At 50.2% G+C, this 18,321-nt stretch carries 14 protein-coding genes, 1 CRISPR repeat array and 1 riboswitch (1 of these 16 only partly in view); of the genes, 8 read left to right on the top strand and 6 right to left on the bottom strand.

Annotated features, from left to right (window positions below; all coding sequences use genetic code 11):
* Positions 1-354: a CRISPR direct-repeat array (repeat unit 29 nt; unit sequence GTGTTCCCCGCGTATGCGGGGGTGATCCT) (it extends 651 nt beyond the left edge of the window).
* Positions 355-738: 384 nt separating this feature from the next.
* The 3 genes from FFM79_RS10500 to metK form a co-directional block, all read right to left on the bottom strand.
* Positions 739-2,259 (bottom strand): MDR family MFS transporter, encoded by a 1,521-nt coding sequence (locus tag FFM79_RS10500; RefSeq protein ID WP_137643437.1) that lies wholly within the window; start codon positions 2,257-2,259, stop codon positions 739-741.
* Between the two features lie 102 nt (positions 2,260-2,361).
* A complete protein-coding gene (locus FFM79_RS10495) occupies positions 2,362-3,963 on the bottom strand; it encodes a hypothetical protein (RefSeq protein WP_137643436.1) in 1,602 nt (533 codons plus the stop codon).
* A gap of 152 nt (positions 3,964-4,115) precedes the next feature.
* Positions 4,116-5,303: a methionine adenosyltransferase gene (gene metK / locus FFM79_RS10490; protein ID WP_137643435.1), complete on the bottom strand. Its 1,188-nt coding sequence runs from the start codon at positions 5,301-5,303 to the stop codon at positions 4,116-4,118.
* A riboswitch (SMK box riboswitch) is annotated at positions 5,301-5,407 on the bottom strand. Its footprint overlaps the gene before it by 3 nt.
* A gap of 110 nt (positions 5,408-5,517) precedes the next feature.
* On the opposite strand from metK, the gene FFM79_RS10485 reads away from it, so the two are divergent.
* Positions 5,518-6,237, top strand: a complete 720-nt coding sequence (locus FFM79_RS10485; protein ID WP_137643434.1) for a hypothetical protein — start codon at positions 5,518-5,520, stop codon at positions 6,235-6,237.
* A 180-nt stretch (positions 6,238-6,417) separates the two neighbouring features.
* On the opposite strand, the gene FFM79_RS10480 is transcribed toward FFM79_RS10485, so the two are convergent.
* From FFM79_RS10480 to mmuM, 3 genes are all read right to left on the bottom strand, one after another.
* Positions 6,418-8,088 carry a hypothetical protein gene (locus FFM79_RS10480; RefSeq protein ID WP_137643433.1) on the bottom strand — a complete coding sequence of 557 codons (1,671 nt, stop codon included), beginning with the start codon at positions 8,086-8,088 and terminating at the stop codon, positions 6,418-6,420.
* A gap of 15 nt (positions 8,089-8,103) precedes the next feature.
* Positions 8,104-9,390: a hypothetical protein gene (locus tag FFM79_RS10475; RefSeq protein WP_137643432.1), complete on the bottom strand. Its 1,287-nt coding sequence runs from the start codon at positions 9,388-9,390 to the stop codon at positions 8,104-8,106.
* Between the two features lie 209 nt (positions 9,391-9,599).
* Positions 9,600-10,532, bottom strand: coding sequence for a homocysteine S-methyltransferase (mmuM, locus tag FFM79_RS10470; RefSeq protein WP_137643431.1), 933 nt, complete (start codon positions 10,530-10,532; stop codon positions 9,600-9,602).
* Between the two features lie 107 nt (positions 10,533-10,639).
* Between mmuM and FFM79_RS10465 the strand changes: the two genes are divergently transcribed.
* The 7 genes from FFM79_RS10465 (at position 10,640) to FFM79_RS10435 (ending at position 18,195) form a co-directional block, all read left to right on the top strand.
* Entirely contained in the window at positions 10,640-12,028 is a 1,389-nt protein-coding gene (locus FFM79_RS10465; RefSeq protein ID WP_137643430.1) for an amino acid permease, read from the top strand.
* A gap of 280 nt (positions 12,029-12,308) precedes the next feature.
* Entirely contained in the window at positions 12,309-13,274 is a 966-nt protein-coding gene (gene hemH, locus FFM79_RS10460; protein ID WP_137643429.1) for a ferrochelatase, read from the top strand.
* Entirely contained in the window at positions 13,255-14,595 is a 1,341-nt protein-coding gene (locus FFM79_RS10455) for an Nramp family divalent metal transporter (RefSeq protein ID WP_137643428.1), read from the top strand. The genes hemH and FFM79_RS10455 overlap by 20 nt, the downstream gene beginning before the upstream one ends.
* 290 nt (positions 14,596-14,885) lie before the next feature.
* The gene (locus FFM79_RS10450; protein ID WP_137643427.1) at positions 14,886-15,722 is read left to right on the top strand and encodes a metallophosphoesterase family protein; all 837 of its coding nucleotides are present in this window, start codon (positions 14,886-14,888) and stop codon (positions 15,720-15,722) included.
* 111 nt (positions 15,723-15,833) lie between these two features.
* On the top strand, positions 15,834-16,355 hold the full coding sequence (locus tag FFM79_RS10445; RefSeq protein ID WP_137643426.1) for a GNAT family N-acetyltransferase: 522 nt from the start codon (positions 15,834-15,836) through the stop codon (positions 16,353-16,355).
* Positions 16,356-16,570: 215 nt separating this feature from the next.
* A complete protein-coding gene (locus tag FFM79_RS10440) occupies positions 16,571-17,647 on the top strand; it encodes an NCS2 family permease (RefSeq protein ID WP_137643425.1) in 1,077 nt (358 codons plus the stop codon).
* Positions 17,648-17,649: 2 nt separating this feature from the next.
* Positions 17,650-18,195, top strand: coding sequence for a phosphoribosyltransferase family protein (locus FFM79_RS10435; RefSeq protein ID WP_137643424.1), 546 nt, complete (start codon positions 17,650-17,652; stop codon positions 18,193-18,195).
* Positions 18,196-18,321 lie beyond the last annotated feature (126 nt).

Here is an 18,321-nt window from a genome sequence, read left to right as displayed (position 1 = left end):
TCGCCAATGCGACCAACCTTGTGTTCCCCGCGTATGCGGGGGTGATCCTGATTATTCATTAGATTCAACCGCAAAGCCGGCGTGTTCCCCGCGTATGCGGGGGTGATCCTGATTTGGAAAGTTGCTTTACCGCGTTGACGCTGTGTTCCCCGCGTATGCGGGGGTGATCCTAATTTCGTTATAAAAGCCCATACCAGCGTTCAGTGTTCCCCGCGTATGCGGGGGTGATCCCAGCACCATGAAGCGCGAACGACAACGCTTTACGTGTTCCCCGCGTATGCGGGGGTGATCCTCCCGACTACATCAATCGAACTGTCGCGCTTAAGTGTTCCCCGCGTATGCGGGGGTGATCCTGTTGGTGCCATTTTAGTGCTATTTCATATATCATATTTCCCGCATACGCGGGGCCACCCCTTTTCATCCGCCACTTCGACCCCAATCGCCGGTATCCAACCGCAGCTTGTAGAATTACTCAGCTTCACACCTATTTCCTATCGGAGGTACGCTAATGTTTAAGCTCATCGATCATCTTGCGAACGCGCTAAAGTCCCTCTGGTCCGTTGCCATCACGCTACTCACCATTGTTATCACAGTACTTGGCATCATTTTTATCCTAACCGCGCTATTTGGTTAGGATTCAATGCGGTTGCTTGCCCATCACCGCCACTTCCAAAAATGACCCCTACGAAAAAAATCGCAGGGGTCATTTTTATTGACTTAGAAACTGAACAGCCACAGCTATTCGTGCGACTTCAGTTTTTCGTTCAAATGATTCAATTTTTCTGCGTGCTGAGCGGCCGTTAGTTGCGGACCGCGATCCAACCAGTTGACGAGGATGGCGAGTACGACCAGCGCCAAGCCAATCCAGTAAACCCAGTGCAAACCGGTATAGAGAATACCGCGCAACGTTGGTAGCAGGTCACTTGGCAAACTCGTCGCCGTTTTCGGGTTGATCAGTTTGTTCAGCATTCCCATCGTGGTGCCGTGATGTTGGGCGATTCCCTGGTTCATGCCGACGTTGAGGGCAATTCCGAAAACGGAAATCATCAGCGTTTGACCAATCGTTCGGCTCAGCGTGTTAAACGAGGTCGCCACGCCGACGTGTTCGGCGGGCACCAGGTGTTGCGACGTCACGGTCGTTGCGGTGATGGTAATCCCAAAGCCGATCCCGCCAATGGCCGTAATCAGGAAGAACCACATGAACGGCGTGCTGACGGGCAGTAGCGCCAGGCAGATGCTCGTGACCAGAATGAACGCTAGGCTCAGGAAAAGGATGCGGCGCGGCGCCCACTTGGCAAGTAGCCGGCCGGTGACAAACGACCCAACGATCCACATTAATGAACTGGGCGTAACCGCAAACCCCGCCAGCGAGGCCGGGACGCCTAGAATCCCCTGCGTCCAAGTCGGAATGTAGACTTCGACGGCCATCAAGAAACCGCTGACCAGTGCGGCCACCGCGTTTTGAATGACGAAGGTGCGGTTTTTGAACAGGTTCATTGAAATAACCGGCTCATCCGTATGGTTTTCACGACGAATAAAGCACCAGAGGCTCACCCCACTAACGAGCCACGCTAAAAGGACGGCCGTCCAACTGATGGTTGCGTTTCCGAGCAGTTGAAAACTGAGCATTAAGCAGAGTAAAAAGAGCATTAACCAGAAACTGCCGAGGTAATCGACCTTGACGTCATTGTGGCGGCGTGGTTCACGCAGGTAAAATTGGAATAAGAAAAGCGTGATCAGGCCGACCGGGACGTTGATGAAGAAAATCCAGTGCCAGCTGAGACGGTCGACGATCAGGCCCCCGATAAGCGGTGCCAGCACCGACGCGATGCCCCAGGCCGAGCTGTTGAAACCCAGTACTTTGGCCCGACGTTCAAACGAATAAATGTCGGCAATAATCGTCATCGACACCGGCATTAACGCTCCGGCCCCAATTCCTTGAATTGCCCGCCAGAAAATCAAGACCGGCATCGAGTTAGACAAGCCACTCATCATTGACCCGATAATGAAAATAATTAATCCGGTTTGCATGACCGGCTTCCGGCCGACTAAATCGGTCAACTTACCATAAATTGGCGTCATCATGGCGTTGGTCAGTAAGTAAATCGAAAAGACCCAGTTCATCAGCGACACCCCGTGCAGGTCCCCGACGATTGTCGGCAGGGCCGTCGAAACGATGGTTCCCTCAATCGCACTCATAAAAGTAGCGACGTAAATTGCCACCGTGACTGCCATCACGTTGGTTTTTCGTTGTTGCATGTTCGTTCTTCCTCCCTAAAAAAACAGTGTTCAGTTCAGTTTCAGGCCGCAAAAAAACGACCCGGTTAAATCAGGTCGCTTTTATCGTCGAGTACCTACAGACTAACGCGCTAACCGGCGCGCACGTAAAAGTACGAGCTGGTTGGCACTGGCCGAACTGATGCCCATTGCCGCTTGTTGCGGTAGGGGCATGCTGGCCACTTTGATAACTTGATAATTTTGCCGCAATTCCTTGGGGAGCCGGGCTAAGATAGCCGCGCGGTCAGTTAAATCAACCGGCGGCGTCCCCCACGTCAGGCCCCACACAACGTATTCCGGCGACTGATGCTTCACTTGGGCCCGTAAGGCTTGCGGTTGGCGCGGATATTTTTGGTCATCAACGTTCGTATGTTCAAAAATATAGTTCGGTAACCGCAAGCGGACGTAGCGGCCCACGCCCCAGTCCAGCGTATTATAGTATAACAGGCGTGGCTGGCGATGACCATCCGCCCGAACCGCTTGCGCCAGTTGTGCAGCAACTGGCCGTTCAGTTTCCCAGACGTACGGGGCGGCCGTAGCGAACGGATTAGTCCATTTCGGTAAAACGAACAGGACCGCCACCAGTAGTCCGACCACGCCGAGGGCCACTTTCCGACTCGCCGCGTTCAGTAAATCGACTAAACATAGGGCGAACAGCCAACTCATAAGTAAAATGAGCGGAATGAACAGGTAAACGTCGTTGCCCCCCGACCAAAAGGCCAGGATGGCCGTCAAGAGCCCAATGACCAGACTTTCACCCACTAACCAGTACCGGCGTTGCCCCCAGAACTGGTAAATAAGCGCCAGTACCAGGCCGTCGAACAGGTGCGGATGGTGCTGCCAACCCAACATTAAAACCTGAACTGAACGCCAGGCCGTTGCGAGCGGTCCCTGATACCCCTGCCCGTACGCCGTTAAGTTGGTGACAAAGTAAACGTCAATTAACGCTTGTAAGCCGCCCACCAAGGCAAAGTAACTTAAAATCACGCCGGAAACCACGGCAACGCCGGCTAACGCGCCTAGCGCTAAGCGCCAAGCTGCCCGCCAGTCTTGAAAATAAACTAACCAACCGAGGCCCACGAGCGCTAACGCGACCCACGGTCCCACTAATGAATACTTCATCCAAAAAACCAGTGCAAACGCCACCCCAATGACGATGCCACTGCGCCAGGCCGACCAAACTTGCCGTTTCCACGCCGCAAACGCAAACAGGGCCAGTAACATCCAGGCACCCGCAAACTCCTCCGGTGAGCCGCCGGTTTCAAACGAAAACGCCCCCACCAGTAGTAGCGGCACTATTAGTGCGCTAACCCGAATCAAAACTGGCTTTTGCGACCAGTACAAGCCGAGCCACCGAACCGTTAGCCACCACAGCGCTACTAAGTTCAGTACCTCAATCACAAACAGGCCCAAGTAACCCTGCCCGTGAATTAAATTGGCCACCAAGTAGTAAGCGTACATGACCGGGCCGCGTTGTTCAAAAAAATCTCTGAACGGTACGTGCCCTTCTAACCAATAGTGACCCACCGACAGCATTGCGTTACTATCCACCCACGGATTACCCTGACTTAACGGGCTGGCGGTTACAAATAGCAGCGCAAAGGCTACGATCACTGCAATTAGCCCACCGGTTAACCAGTAACCCGTAAATTGACGTCCGCGGTTAAAGCGGATTTTCTCCCCCATACAAATACCCCATTCTTTTTGAAATGCTTTCATTATAATCGTTTCCGACCAACTTCGGCAAGCGCCAATTTGCCCTAACAAAAAAGCGACCCCGGAAGGCCGCTTAGAAAGCGGATCACTCCTATATATACGGAGATCACCATTCATATCTTTTAGTTAAATTCAGCTTTCAAGGCGTCGACCTTGTCCGTGTGTTCCCACGGTAAGTCGATGTCGGTCCGACCAAAGTGGCCGTACGCCGCCGTTTGCCGGTAGATGGGCCGCCGTAAGTTCAGCATCTTAATAATGCCGGCTGGCCGTAAGTCAAAGTGCTTGCGAATCGCCTTGATTAGCGCCTCGTTGCTAACTTTACCGGTGCCCGCAGTGTCGACGGCAACCGAGACGGGTTCCGCCACCCCGATGGCGTAGGCTAGTTGGACTTCGATTTGGTCCGCTAAGCCGGCCGCCACCACGTTTTTGGCAATGTAACGCGCCGCGTAACTGGCAGACCGGTCAACCTTAGTGGCGTCCTTACCGGAGAAGGCCCCGCCACCGTGATGGGCAAAGCCACCGTAAGTATCCACGATGATCTTACGACCCGTTAAGCCGGCGTCACCCTGGGGGCCACCAATAACGAAGCGGCCAGTTGGGTTGACCAAGTACTTGGTCTGATCATCTAACAATTCGGCTGGAATCACCTGCTTGATTAATTGATCAATGATGGTCTGCCGAATCGTTGGTAATTCAACGTCGGGATCGTGTTGGGTTGAAACCACGACCGTGTCGACCCGTTGCGGTTGATTATTTTCATCGTATTCAACCGTCACTTGGGCCTTTGCGTCTGGCCGTAACCACTTAATGGTCCCGTCCTTCCGCAGTGCCGCAATTTTACGCATCAAGCGATGGCTCAATGCGATTGGGAGCGGCATGTATTCTGGGGTTTCGTTAATGGCGTAGCCAAACATCATCCCCTGATCACCGGCACCAATTTGGTCCAACGGATCACCGTCACCTTCACGCGTTTCCAGGGAGTCGTTGACCCCTTGGGCGATGTCTGGTGACTGTTCGTCTAATGAAACTAGGACGGCGCAGTTATCACCATCAAAGCCATATTGACCATCAACGTAGCCAATCGACTTGATCGTATCGCGCACGACCTTTTGAATATCAACGTAAGCCTTAGTGGAAACTTCACCGAAGACTAGGACTAACCCGGTCGTAACGGACGTTTCAACGGCAACCCGCGCTTGTGGATCTTGTTCTAACATTGCATCTAAAATGGCGTCACTGATCTGGTCAGCGATTTTATCCGGATGGCCCTCTGAGACGGATTCAGATGTGAATAAGTGTCGTTCACTCATTGTAAATTCCCCCTTAACAAATTCGGTTACAAGGCATCTAAGTAAGCTTTGGCACCGGGCCAAAATTAACTAACTTATCCTTTCGGGAACGGCTCATAACCCTTTTAGCGTATCACAATCTAGGCTTTTTTAAAAGATTCTTCAGAAAAGATTGACGCCCCCGCGCCCGACCGGTACGATAAACGTATTACATTATGAAGAAAGATGTTGGCTTATGATTCGGATTGGAAAAATAAAGCTCAACCGCAACTACCTCGGGCTGATCGTTTTTACGCTGCTGCAAAGTATCGTTAGTTGGTGGGCCGCGCTCGATTACGGCCGCTCCTTTGAAACCGCGCAGTTTTCAGCCGCGCAACTACCGTTAATTGGTTACACGTTAGCGATTTCGGCCGCCGTTTTTATCATTTTAGATCATCACATTTCACCGCAGTGGTGCCTAGTCGCCATCGGAATCTCGGTGGCGTTTGCATTCACAAACATCATTGCCCGGGAATCAGAACTCCTTTACCTACTACTGACAGGGAGCGCCTGGTTATTCGTCATGGCCGTCCCCCGGTTCGGCATGCAGAACTACTTCGGCCTGGTCGTGTTTAGCGTGGTTATGTCCTTTACGGTGCCGGTCGCGGTGTTTGATTTACAAAATAATTACTTATCAACGACCTTTCTCTGGCAACTAACGCCACTACTGGCCAGCTACGTATTCCTCTACGTGCCCAGTTTCAGTCACGAACGCCAAATCAACCAGCTAGTTTCGGCCGTGACTGGAATCATCCTGGTGTTAACAATTTTCCTCCAGCCGCTGTCCTGGCAAACGATGCTGGCGATTGCCATTGCCATCGCGGTCTGGTTTAGTCAGCAGTTCATGGGCCGCACCCGCTGGCACCTATTTATGAACGTCGGGGTGCAGTTGGCGTTGATGTTGTTGCTATACTAGTAAAAGCGCTGAGGCAGCCTCAGCGCTTTTACTATGGAAAGATTCAGACTTTAACGGCAAATACCGTTACCATTTAACAGACCCATTTCCTATCTTGTATAGGCTTATACACCAAGACACAGTAGCATAAATCATTTTGAATCACCAGCAACTTGTTCAATTAATTCGTATTGACTGCTGTTATGATTTTTGAAGGTCATCTTTAATATCATTTAATAATTTTGAAATAAGTTTAAAGTAAAAATGGTGAGTATAATTCTTATTAAAAATACCAGATTCGCTAATATATTGTAATTCACCTATCAGATAAAAAGCTTCACCACTTTCTAAAGTGATTTGCATAGATTCATTGTTGCTAATATTATCCTGTTTAACTTCAGACGTTTTTTTAATATCCTTGATGTTAAAAATCAATTGTTGAACCGTCATTGAATCTTTTAGTCTATTTCCATTTGCGCCATCTGGCAGTGTTTGTACAGTCTCAAATTTTTTTGGAATATCATGAGAAAATAACTCTTCAGCCCCATAAGGCGCATTAAGATAACCGGTAAATATCAACTGAGAATCAGAAGACGCTATACTTTTAAGAAAATCCCAATTAGCAAAAAAAGTTTTTTGATTAAAATTTGAATTATCAGTTTTTGACTGAACGTACATAACTGTTCCATCATTAAAAATAAACAGTTTTGAAATATCATAGATATAACGTGTGCTTAAAGCAAAAATTAAGTCGTCAGGAACCAAATTATTCGGAACTGTGATTGGAAATTGTCCCGCGTAGGAAATAGCATCAGCATCATCAATCCAATTATAAATATTTTCTCTTTCTTCTGGTGTCGCTCTCCAAATCTGAAATAGACTTTTATTGAACAAACGACTAGGAACCGTATTAATTTCATATGTCAAGTCATTTTTATGAAGAGCAAGAGCCTCTTTCAATTCTTTTGATCGAGCATCAACTATTGCAGTAATCCTTTTTTTGCTAAGTTTAGCTTTCTCATCTGCTTCTTTTTTAGCCTTTGCTTCGGCTTGCTTCTTTTCCTGTTCAGCTAGGAATTTAGCCTTTTCTTCTTCAAAAGCCCTTTTTTCTGCTTCAATTTTGGCATGTGCTTTTTCTGCTGCCAGTTGAGCTGCTTTTACTTCATCAATATCTTTTAAACCATATTTTTCAATTAGTCCTTTAAAACCGACCACTTGCACAATGTTTTGAATGTTATTCGCGATTTTTTCGCGATCATGTTTATTAACACTGAATTCACTTAACGTTTCGTCCTGATAATTTTCAGTATCATTTAAGTAATCGTATTCCATTAAGACCTGCAAGTAAATTTTTTGAGTACTCAAGCTATCAATGTTACCAATCGATGAAATTTTTACGCCAATTTGCGGCTCCGTCACGTTTAAGTAAGCCTGTAAGTGGCGCAAGTATTCTTGTTGAAGCTCATTGACATCGAATTCGCCACTGAAAGTATAGAGTAAACCAATTAAATGCTGGCGCTCAGTTTCATCCAGAGTGCTGACATCGTAAGTAGTATTAATCTGGTATAGGTCATAGCGTTCCTTAGTAGAGAGTGAGTCTAATACGGCATCCATAACTTGTCCGTGCTGATTTACTTTTTGATTAATGGCTTGGACATTATCATTGACTGCTTGCGCGTTTTTCGTGGCTTGTTGTAAATTCTCATTCGATTGTTTGACCGATTCATCAAGTTGATTGAGTTTTTGTTCAGTTTGCTCAGTATTCTGTGACACTTGGTCACCCAACTTATTAAACTTTTCCTCGAATGGCTTAGCGCCATCCGCCATACCATTTTTATATGCTTTCTTTTTACCAAATCCAAAAAGTCCCATTTTTATACCCCTTTTTTATAAATCCATGATTTCTTGATACCAGCGGTTCGCCATAAACTCTTCAAATATATCCTCTTGAACCTTCCCGTTACGGAGGACAGTTACGATGGTGACTAGCAAGCCCCCGATGTCTAAGCTATTAATTGCATTCGCATTTCCGAAAGCTGAGGCCACTGCTACGTAAACAACGTTACTGGCACTAGCAATCATATTAGAGTAACTAATAATTTTACGCGTACGCACCTCGTAAAGTCGTTCGTCACCGTCCGTCGCTGCGTCATACATGAGTCGGTGAATCATGGCAACCAATGTATTAATCGCAACCGAAGCGCCAGCCTGCGCGCCAACCATCGTAAGATTATGCATATTTAGACCATATCGACTTAATTTTTCGGCAAACTCTGGACTCATAGCTTCAAGACCCGGCAAACTTAATGAAGCTTTTGAATTTATATCCGAATGTAAGTGACGGGCCTCAACGGAAAGTGCCTCTGCCAGAATACAATTATCCAAATGCTTCGCTGGTTCTACCAAGCCGTACTTAAGTACCTTATAAGTGTCCGCTCTGGCAGCAAAATAATCCCCTGGTCTTACCGATAATGTCTGGTTACCAGTCATATACTGACCATAACGAACATGGTAAGAGCTCACGATATCACTCATGGTAACGGTGCGTGTCGCAATATTAGCCGTCCCAAAAATCCAGCCCAGAATTGGATCATGCCCCAGAGTGTGGAAACGGTGCCCCCAGCCACCACCTAAATTTTCGCCAAAATTAAAAGAAGCATTTTGAGTGTCAAAGGGTACTGGATTATGCTCCATTTCTTCATACGTAGCGTGATAATAGCCACTACCGCGGGTACTGCGATCATATTTACCACCATGTCCTTCCTTCTTTGCAGCTGCTTGATCATCAAGACGATCAGACGACCGATAATTATTAACTTTTGAGAAGGCAAGTTGACGTACGACCTGTAAAGCTGTTGCTGTAAATAAAAAGATAAAATCCTTTTTCTTTAATTTAGTAGCAGTTTTAAAATCATCCGCATATTTAGCCACGATTTCGTTAACCCGACTAGCCGCATCCCCGACTTTGTAGGCAACGGTAGCCAAATCCTTACGGTCATTTAATAGTTGTTGCAAGCCATCAAAATTATGCTGATATTTTTGCGCAATGGCCAGTTGTTGCCGATTTAAGTTAACTTGATAATCAGTTAAGACTTGCTGTCGCTCTGACAACTGCTGAATATCATGCACAACGTCCGCATTTTGACTTCGCAACTCATCCCATTTCGATTTCACGGAAATCACCCTAATTATAAACGAATTTAACTATAATTATACGCTTTCGTAAGCGCTTTTTTAACTGTTAAATCGACTGCTTAAGTTAAGCTACATTTCAAGGCCTAAATCACTAATTATTTCCAATAATAACCGGCGTCCCCTAAGCACTCAAAAAGGGACGCCCCAGTCCCACGACCGCAAGCATCCCTCAACCTCATTAATTCACTTTAATTCGACTGCACTTCCGCCGCAATCGTTTCAATATCAGCCGGCGTCGTCCGACAACAACCGCCAATAATCCGGGCCCCCGCTGCCAACCAACGCGGCACGAAACTATCAAACTGGTGACTCAACTCAGTTGGTTGCCACGTCTTAGTCTGCGGATCGTATTCGTCACCCGAGTTCGGGTACACGATCAGTGGCAAGTCCGTCGCCTGGGCCAGCGTTTTAAGCGCCGGTTCAATATTTTCGAGCGCGGTACAGTTGACCCCGACCGCCACGGCGTGCGACTGGGTCGCGACCCAGTTGGCCGCTTCCGCCAGTGGCGTCCCGTCGGATAGGTGGGTTGGATCAGCGATGCTGAAGCTGACCCAGTACGGCGTCTGCGGCCACGTCTGGTCGATCAGGTGGGTAAGCGCCTGCACTTCACTTAACTTCGGCATGGTTTCGAGGGCCAATAAATCAACCCCACTGGTTAAAATTAGCTCGAGACGCTCCCGGTGAAATTCCTGATACGCGACCTCGTCCAGGTTATAGTGGCCGGTATATTCGCTACCATCCGCCAAGTAAGCGCCGTACGGGCCGATGCTGCCGGCCACCCAAACTGGGCGCTCGGGGTGCGCCGCCACGTAAGCATCGCGACTCTGGTCCGCCAACGTGACTGCCTGCTGGATCAACTTGCGCGCACGCGGTGCCGCAATCCCGGCGTTCACAAACGCGGGCACGTTGGCCTGGTAAGTATTGGTCGTCGCAATTTGAGCGCCCGCTTCAAAATAACTGCGGTGCACCGCGGTAATTGCTTCGGGGTGGTCGAGCATCGCGGTCGCCGACCACAACGCGCTATCGGTTGCAACGCCGCGTTTTTCAAGCTCGGTTGCCATGGCGCCATCCGAGACGATTGGCCCCCGTTGCAGTGCTGATTGGAATGATGAAACTTGCATTTTTTCGTTTTCCTCCGTCCGTTAGGTATGTTATTCTAATAACATTGTCGATTTCCTCATCTTATTCTAATCAACTCAATCTTGCAAGTAAGGAAGGCTAAATAACCATGTCAAAACAAACCCACCTTAGCCGGCAAATGGAGTCACGGCACGTGCTGATGATTTCCCTCGGCGGGGTGATTGGGACCGGACTGTTTCTCAGTTCCGGTTATACGATTCACGAAGCGGGGCCGATTGGCACCCTGCTTGCCTACTCGGTTGGGGCCCTACTGGTATACCTCGTGATGCTCTGCCTCGGCGAATTAGCGGTCGCCATGCCCTACACCGGCGCCTTTCACGTCTACGCGAAGCGCTACATTGGTCCCGGGACCGGCTTTACGGTGGCGGTACTCTACTGGCTAACCTGGACGATCGCGCTCGGCTCCGAATTTACCGCCGCCGGACTGATCATGCAAACCTGGTTTCCGCACGTCGCGACCTGGATCTGGAGCCTGCTCTTCATGGTCGTCATTTTCACCGTCAACGCGTTATCCGTCCGTTGGTTTGCCGAAGCCGAATTCTGGTTTGCCAGCATCAAAGTCTTTGCCATCATTGCCTTCATCGTACTCGGCGGCCTTGCCATCGTGGGCTGGCTCCCACTGCACGGTCACGCCCAGGCACCGTTGCTCAGCAACTACACCCGCAACGGCTGGTTTCCAAACGGCTTTGGGGGCGTCTTCACGACCATGCTGACGGTCAACTTTGCGTTTTCCGGGACCGAATTAATCGGGATTACCGCTGGCGAAACGAAGGACCCCGCTAAAACGATTCCCAAGGCGATTCACACGACGCTTTGGCGCCTAATTATTTTTTTCATCGGGAGTATGTTCGTGATGGCCGCCCTCATTCCGTACAAACAGGCCGGCGTCACTCAAAGTCCGTTCGTGCTGGTCTTTAAAGAAATCGGGATTCCGTACGCGGCCGACCTGATGAACTTCGTCGTCTTAACGGCGATTATGTCGGCGGCCAACTCCGGGCTGTACGCCTCGACGCGGATGCTATGGTCGCTCGCTAACGAAGGGACCATTCCGAAAATTTTCAAAAAAACGACCAAGCGCGACGTACCGTTGATTGCCCTGATCACCAGTATGTTGGGCGGAATCTTAGCCCTCCTCTCCAGCGTTTACGCGGCCGATTCGGTCTACCTGGTGCTAGTCTCGATCTCGGGGCTGGCAGTCGTGATCGTTTGGATGGCAATTGCACTGTCTGAAATCAACTTCCGCAAGGCCTACCGCCGTAGTGGTAAGCCGCTCGACCAGTTAGCGTTTAAGACGCCCGGCTACCCGTTAGTGCCCTGGTTGGCATTCATTTTAAGCGGGTTGTCCTGCTTGTTAATCTGGTTTGACCCGAACCAGCGTATCGCGCTCTACTACACGGTGCCGTTCGTACTGCTGTACTACGCGGGTTACTACCTCCGGCAAAAATGGCACAAACGCCAGCTGAAGGCGCCGCGGTAAGGCAATCCTTTCCGGCAGCCTTGTTTGAAACAGCAAATATTTAAAAGCTTTAGCGTTTAAAACGCGGTCAGTCGGAATCGTTCGGCTGGCCGCGTTTTGTGGACTCTGTACTAATTGGTGTTGACTTGCTAAAGGGTCCCATCCGCTGCCAGCAACAAAATTAACCCTAATTGGGACCGCGCGCTAATCGCCAAGAACAACCGCTTTTCCCCACTAACCACGCGGAACGGACGCGGTTTTATGCTATGATTAGTTTATTGATTATGGGAGGGGATTATCTATGCGACCAGGGTTATTATTAGTGAATTTAGGCTCTCCGGCATCGCCCAAAACGGCGGACGTGAAGGCCTACCTACGTGAATTTTTAAGTGATCCAAGTGTTATTGAAATGCCGCGGGCCTTGTGGCAGCCCATTTTAAAGGGCATCATCTTGCCAACCCGTTCGTGGCGCTCAGCGACCTTTTACGCCGATAGTTGGACCAAGCAGGGGTCACCACTAATTGTTAATAGTCGGGCGATCCATAAAAAGGTTCAAGCGTGCCTGCCTAACTGGAACGTGCGGCTCGCGATGACTTATGGTGAACCCGACATTGGGCAAAATTTAAGGGCGTTACACCAATCGGGCTGCGACCCGCTCATCGTGTTACCGCTGTTTCCCCAGTACACTCAGAGCACCCATCAGGGCATCATCCGGCAAGCCGACGCTACCGGACTCGACTACCAATTGATCGACCACTTCTACGACCAACCGGACTACGCCAAGTTACTGGCGGCTAAGCTGTGGGCAGCGTATCAGCAACACGACTACGACACGGTGGTCTTCAGTTACCACAGCATTCCCACCGCAATGGTTCGGCACGGCGACCCCTATCAGCAGCAGTGTGAAGCAACGACCAAACTGGTCTTAAACCAACTTCCCGACTTACCGCAACGGAAAGTTGTGACGGCCTACCAGTCAAAGTTTGGCCCGTTACCGTGGTTAAAGCCCTACCTCAAAAACGAACTAATGAGCTTAGTTGAACTCGGTAAGCGCAAAGTCTTACTAGTGACACCGTCGTTTGTGACCGACTGCCTGGAAACGCTCGAAGAAGACGCCGTTCAAAATTACCAAACCTTTAAGGCTAGCGGTGGTGAGCGTTTAGATATTACCCCCCTCATGAACGCCGACCCGCAGTTTTGCCGGATGCTGGCAAACCTAGCAACCCAGCGTTTGGAGGTGGCGCAACGTGACGCCCAATCCGTCTAAGCAACCAGCCCACCGTAGTCTGGAAGAAATCAACCAAAGCGTGGCGGTCCCGGACACGCCGCAGCCCGCGTTTTGGCGTAAATTTTTAGCGTATAGCGGGCCCGGCGCGCTCGTTGCGGTCGGCTACATGGACCCCGGCAACTGGCTAACGTCGCTGGCCGGCGGCGGACAGTTTCAGTACCGCTTACTTACGGTCCTTACCATCGCCATTTTAATTGCCATGTTCATGCAAACGTTGGCTATCAAGCTCGGGGTCGTCGCCGGCCAGGATCTCGCCCAGGCAATTGCCAGCCACCTCCCGCGCCCGCTACGCTACGGCTGGTGGCTACTTAACGAAGTCGCGATGGTGGCCACCGATATGACCGGTGTCTTGGGGACCGCACTAGCACTAAAGATGCTGTTTAACTTGCCGCTCGCGGTTGGGATTATTTTAACGATTGCCGACGTCCTAATTGTCCTGCTATTTTTACGCTTCGGCATCCGCCGCGTCGAAATGCTCGTACTCCTCGCCATCCTAACCGTTGGGATTATTTTCGGCATCGAGGTGGCCCGCGCCCACGCGAATTTTCCCCAGGTGCTTCAGGGCCTGATCCCCAGTCACGTGATCATTGACAACCACGCGGCGCTCGTCTTAAGTTTAGGTATCGTCGGGGCGACGATTATGCCACACAACCTGTACCTGCACTCATCACTGGCGCAAAGTCGGCGCTACGACCGCCACGATGCCCGTCAAGTTGGCGAAGCGCTGCGGTTTGCCAAGTGGGACTCCAACGTTCACTTGGTGGCGGCGTTTCTAATTAACGCGCTGCTACTCGTGCTGGGTGGAACACTGTTTTTCGGCCATTCCCAGGCGTTCGCGAGTCTAAGCGGGGTTTCCCGTGGCCTGCAAACGCCAGCGGTGGTCGGGCAGCTCGCCAGCCCACTAATGGGCAGCCTGTTTGCAATCGCCCTGCTGATCACCGGGCTCATTTCGTCAATTACCAGCACGTTAGCGGGGCAAATCGTGATGGAAGGCTACCTGCGAATTCGGCTCCCGCTTTGGCAGCGACGCTTATTAACGCGAACGGTGACGCTGATTCCGGTGCTGTTAATTGGTTGGCGGGTTGGCTTTAGGGACCAGGCGCTTGAGCAGTTGATCATCAACGCCCAAGTCGTTCTGAGCATTGCGTTGCCCTTCACGCTTTTCCCGCTAGTGGCGTTAACCGCGAGCCATAAGTTGATGCACAACCGCGTTAACCACCGTATTAGTACGGTGCTGGGCTACGGATTGGCGACCGTCATCAGTGGGTTGAACCTACTTTTAGTTATGAACTGGTTTTAGAAAACCGTGTTCCAGCCACCCGGTGACACCCGGTGCTGGCGGCAGTATCAGTAATAATTAGCACGGCGCCACAAAAAAACCGTCGTTATCACAAGGATAACCACGGCCGCGAAACGAATTGGCTTGAATATACGTGCTAATATATTACTTCGTTTCGTAGTCCATTATAACAGATTAAAGTTACGATGACTTTTCATAGTCATTACAATCAACCAAATTTTAAGCACTTTTTTACCCAGATTGATCGCTATCTTACTAAATCCGGGATAAGTGCGAGAGGAAGTTTTTCGATGGTCAAAATTGCAGTCTTGTCAGACGTACACGGTAACGCCACCGCCCTAGCAGCCGTTTTAGCGGATGCCCGCGCTCAGGGGGTTGACACTTATTGGACGGTCGGCGACATGACCGTCCGGGGCCCAGAATCCGAACGATGCTTACAGCTACTCGATTCCGTCCAGCCCACGGTGGCGGTTCTCGGCAATCACGAGCAAAATTATCAAAAGGTGCTCGCGGCGGATCCCGACCACTTTAATAAGCCTAAGCAGGTCATGGCCACCATTTTAACCGCCTATGACCGCCACCAGCTCAGTCAAGCGCACTTTGAAAAAATGCTGCCCCTTCCCAAAACGGTCACGAAGCACGTTGGGCCCCTGACCATCCGGTTACAGCACGTTTTACCCGATTTCGTTAGTGGGCACGCCCTCGCGCCAACCGCACCCCAGGCCAATTTCGACGAAGCGGCCAGTGGCGAACCGGACATTGTGATTTACGCGCACACCCACCAGCCCATCATGCGCTACTCGTCACGCGGTCAACTGATTTTAAACGCCGGGACGGTCGGCTTGCCGACCGCTCCCCGTCGCCAACTCGGTCAGCCGCGCGCCATGTACCTGATCCTGACAATTGACGAACGCGGTTTACGCGACCTTGATTACCGTAACGTTGATTTTGATACCCACCGCGCCATTCAAATTGCCCGTGAACACCACCTGCCCTACTTCGACTTTTACGCGCAAACGTTAAGCACCAATACTTACCAATACGCACCGAGTGCTGTTGCCGCTTACAATGCCCAGCACGACCTAGATCGGGTTGCGCGCAAGATTTTACTTGAAAATTGGCATTAAAAAAAATAGCGTTTTTCGAGTAAAAATAGTTCCAATTTTTCGTGATTTCTGTATACTGTTTAAGGTCGAGCGTTTATCAGAACGTTCGTCTTAAGAGAGGAGTCACGATTTATGTACTTTAAACAAGCAACCCTTGATGATTTAGATACGATCATCGATATTTTGAGCGATGGTCGCAATCAACTCGCCGAAGCCGGCGTCGACCAATGGCAAGGCGATTACCCGTCCCGTAACCAAATTACGGCGGACATCATGCAAGGCGCCGCGTTTCTATTTAACGCCGATGATAACGCAACGGTTGGTGCCGTCGCGGTGGTCCCATCACCTGACGATACTTACGATACGGCAACTGCCAAGTGGTTGAATCCCGATCAACCTTACCGGGTCATTCACCGCGTCGCGATTCACTCCAGTCATGCTGGGCACGGTTACGCAACCCAACTATTCGCAAAGATTATTGACCACATTACCGCTAAACATCCGGACATCAAGAGTATCCGGATCGACACCCATTCGGACAATTTACCCATGCAACACTTAATTGCTAAGATGGGCTTTGAACGCGTCGGCGAAATGGTCGGTGTTTACCATACTGACGACGTCTGCTACGTTTACGAAAAAATCATTCATTAATTTTAATGTCTAAAACCCGCTTGCGTAATCCTCTGGTTGCGCTAGCGGGTTTTTTGCATCCAATTGTTTTGTCCAGCACTTCACCACCACTCATAAACACGAACATTAAAACGTTAATAAAACTTTTAATTCATATTTATATGTAAAAATACTGGAATTTAGGTTATTTTAATTGTATATTGTTCGTATAAAATATAAAAAGGATGGCGAAACACTTGCACTGGTTAGCAGACTTACTCGCCGCCATTGGCGTAGTCCTCAACGGGCTTCCCCAAGGCATTATGGCGATGACCCTCGGATTTGCGGTTTTCCCAACCGCGTTCTCATTTGGACTGGCAGCCCTCGTCAACGGTGTGGCCGGGTCGGTCGCACCAATTTCATTTCAGGCCGAATCGTTGGCCTTGACCGGTCACCTCGGTAAAGATTTACGTGAACGAACTTCAATTATCTTCCTTGGCGCTGGCATCATGTTAATCATTGGACTGACCGGCTCACTCACCAAAATCGTCGCCTTACTCGGCAATCAAATCATGGCCGGGATGATGGCTGGCGTGGGCATTATGTTGGCGAAGATTGCGCTTCAGATGTCCCGTGAACAGCCGCATTTCGGTTGGCTTTCAATCGGCCTCGCCGCCGCGACTTACCTCGTAACGAAAAACCTGGTCTGGACGATTGCGGTTTCAGTGATTGGCACGAGCCTGTACGCCGTATTGGGCGAACGTTACCACGTCACCCTGCCCGCCCACGTTACCGCCCGCAGGTTCCAGTTCGTCAAACCCCGGTTCAATTTAAAAATTCTTCGAGGCGCACTCAGTTTAGCCTGCCTAAACATTGGCGCGAACATTTCATACGGGTTGATCACGGGCCAAATGACGGGTCAAAAACCTAATCCAGTTGACCTTAACCTGCTAACCAGCACCCAGGCGCTAGCCGACTTTGGGACCAGTTTACTGGGAGGGGCCCCGGTCGAAACGATTATCTCCGCGACCGCCAGCGCCCCGGAGCCGGTTTTTGCCGGCGTCCTCATGATGATCATAATGGCAGTCATTTTACTACTTGGTTGGCTACCCAAAATCGGCCAGTACGTTCCGAGCACATCAATTGCCGGCTTTCTGTTTATTTTGGGTGCGGTCGTGACCTTCCCGGAAAACGCAGCGACTGCGCTTCAGGGTTCATTTGGCCCAGTAGCGGCCCTCACGTTAGTCGTGACGGCGCTAATTGATCCGTTTACCGGGCTCCTAACGGGGGCGTTACTAAAATTTGGTCTACCACTACTAGGATTGGGGTTGTAACAATGGCAAATACTTATCAATTGAAACTCGGGCCGTTGACCCGCACGTTACCGTTAATCCGAATTAATCCAACTACAACGATTGCATCGTTCGTATTGCTCGGTGACGCAGAACTAACGGCGTACGCGGCCGACCAGTTAGCACAAAAATTAGTGGACGTCGATTTTGACTACCTCGTTACCATGGAAAGTAAGGGGATTCCGTTAGCCCAGGTTCTGAGCGACCAGACGCACCATCCGCACTTCATTGTCCTACGCAAAAGTATCAAGGATTACATGCAGGCCCCGCGCTGTGAAGACGTCCACGCCATTACGACCAGCGCCCACCAACAACTCGTTCTGGACGGCGCCGATACCACCCGCATCCGCGGCCGCAAGGTGGTTATCGTCGACGACGTCATCAGTAGTGGCGGCTCGCTCCAAACGGCCCACGACCTGTTGACGCGGGCGGGCGCCACCGTCGTCAAACAACTCGCTATTTTGGCAGAGGGAGCGGCGGCTGACCGTTCCGACATTGATTTTTTGGCCCCCCTGCCACTATTTGATTGAGTAATACTCTGAAGACACGAAAGCAGCCCGTGATCAAAATCACAGGCTGTTTTTCTACGTCTTGTCAATAAGAATGTTGTTAAATCAATGTTTTATGATAAGAAGTTTAGGGCCTATGTTCCGGAA

Origin of the sequence: Lactiplantibacillus modestisalitolerans (assembly GCF_005405425.1) — a bacterium.
In the GTDB taxonomy this organism is placed as follows: domain Bacteria; phylum Bacillota; class Bacilli; order Lactobacillales; family Lactobacillaceae; genus Lactiplantibacillus; species Lactiplantibacillus modestisalitolerans.
Note: the sequence above shows the minus strand (reverse complement) of the source record. Positions and strands in the feature narration are given on the sequence as shown.

Coding starts and splice junctions, on each gene's coding strand:
- FFM79_RS10480 (WP_137643433.1), bottom strand. CDS start 8,088: ATGGGACTTTTTGGATTTGGTAAAAAGAAAGCATATAAAAATGGTATG.
- FFM79_RS10495 (WP_137643436.1), bottom strand. CDS start 3,963: ATGGGGGAGAAAATCCGCTTTAACCGCGGACGTCAATTTACGGGTTAC.
- FFM79_RS10500 (WP_137643437.1), bottom strand. CDS start 2,259: ATGCAACAACGAAAAACCAACGTGATGGCAGTCACGGTGGCAATTTAC.
- FFM79_RS10465 (WP_137643430.1), top strand. CDS start 10,640: ATGTCAAAACAAACCCACCTTAGCCGGCAAATGGAGTCACGGCACGTG.
- FFM79_RS10445 (WP_137643426.1), top strand. CDS start 15,834: ATGTACTTTAAACAAGCAACCCTTGATGATTTAGATACGATCATCGAT.
- metK (WP_137643435.1), bottom strand. CDS start 5,303: ATGAGTGAACGACACTTATTCACATCTGAATCCGTCTCAGAGGGCCAT.
- FFM79_RS10485 (WP_137643434.1), top strand. CDS start 5,518: ATGATTCGGATTGGAAAAATAAAGCTCAACCGCAACTACCTCGGGCTG.
- mmuM (WP_137643431.1), bottom strand. CDS start 10,532: ATGCAAGTTTCATCATTCCAATCAGCACTGCAACGGGGGCCAATCGTC.
- FFM79_RS10435 (WP_137643424.1), top strand. CDS start 17,650: ATGGCAAATACTTATCAATTGAAACTCGGGCCGTTGACCCGCACGTTA.
- FFM79_RS10450 (WP_137643427.1), top strand. CDS start 14,886: ATGGTCAAAATTGCAGTCTTGTCAGACGTACACGGTAACGCCACCGCC.
- hemH (WP_137643429.1), top strand. CDS start 12,309: ATGCGACCAGGGTTATTATTAGTGAATTTAGGCTCTCCGGCATCGCCC.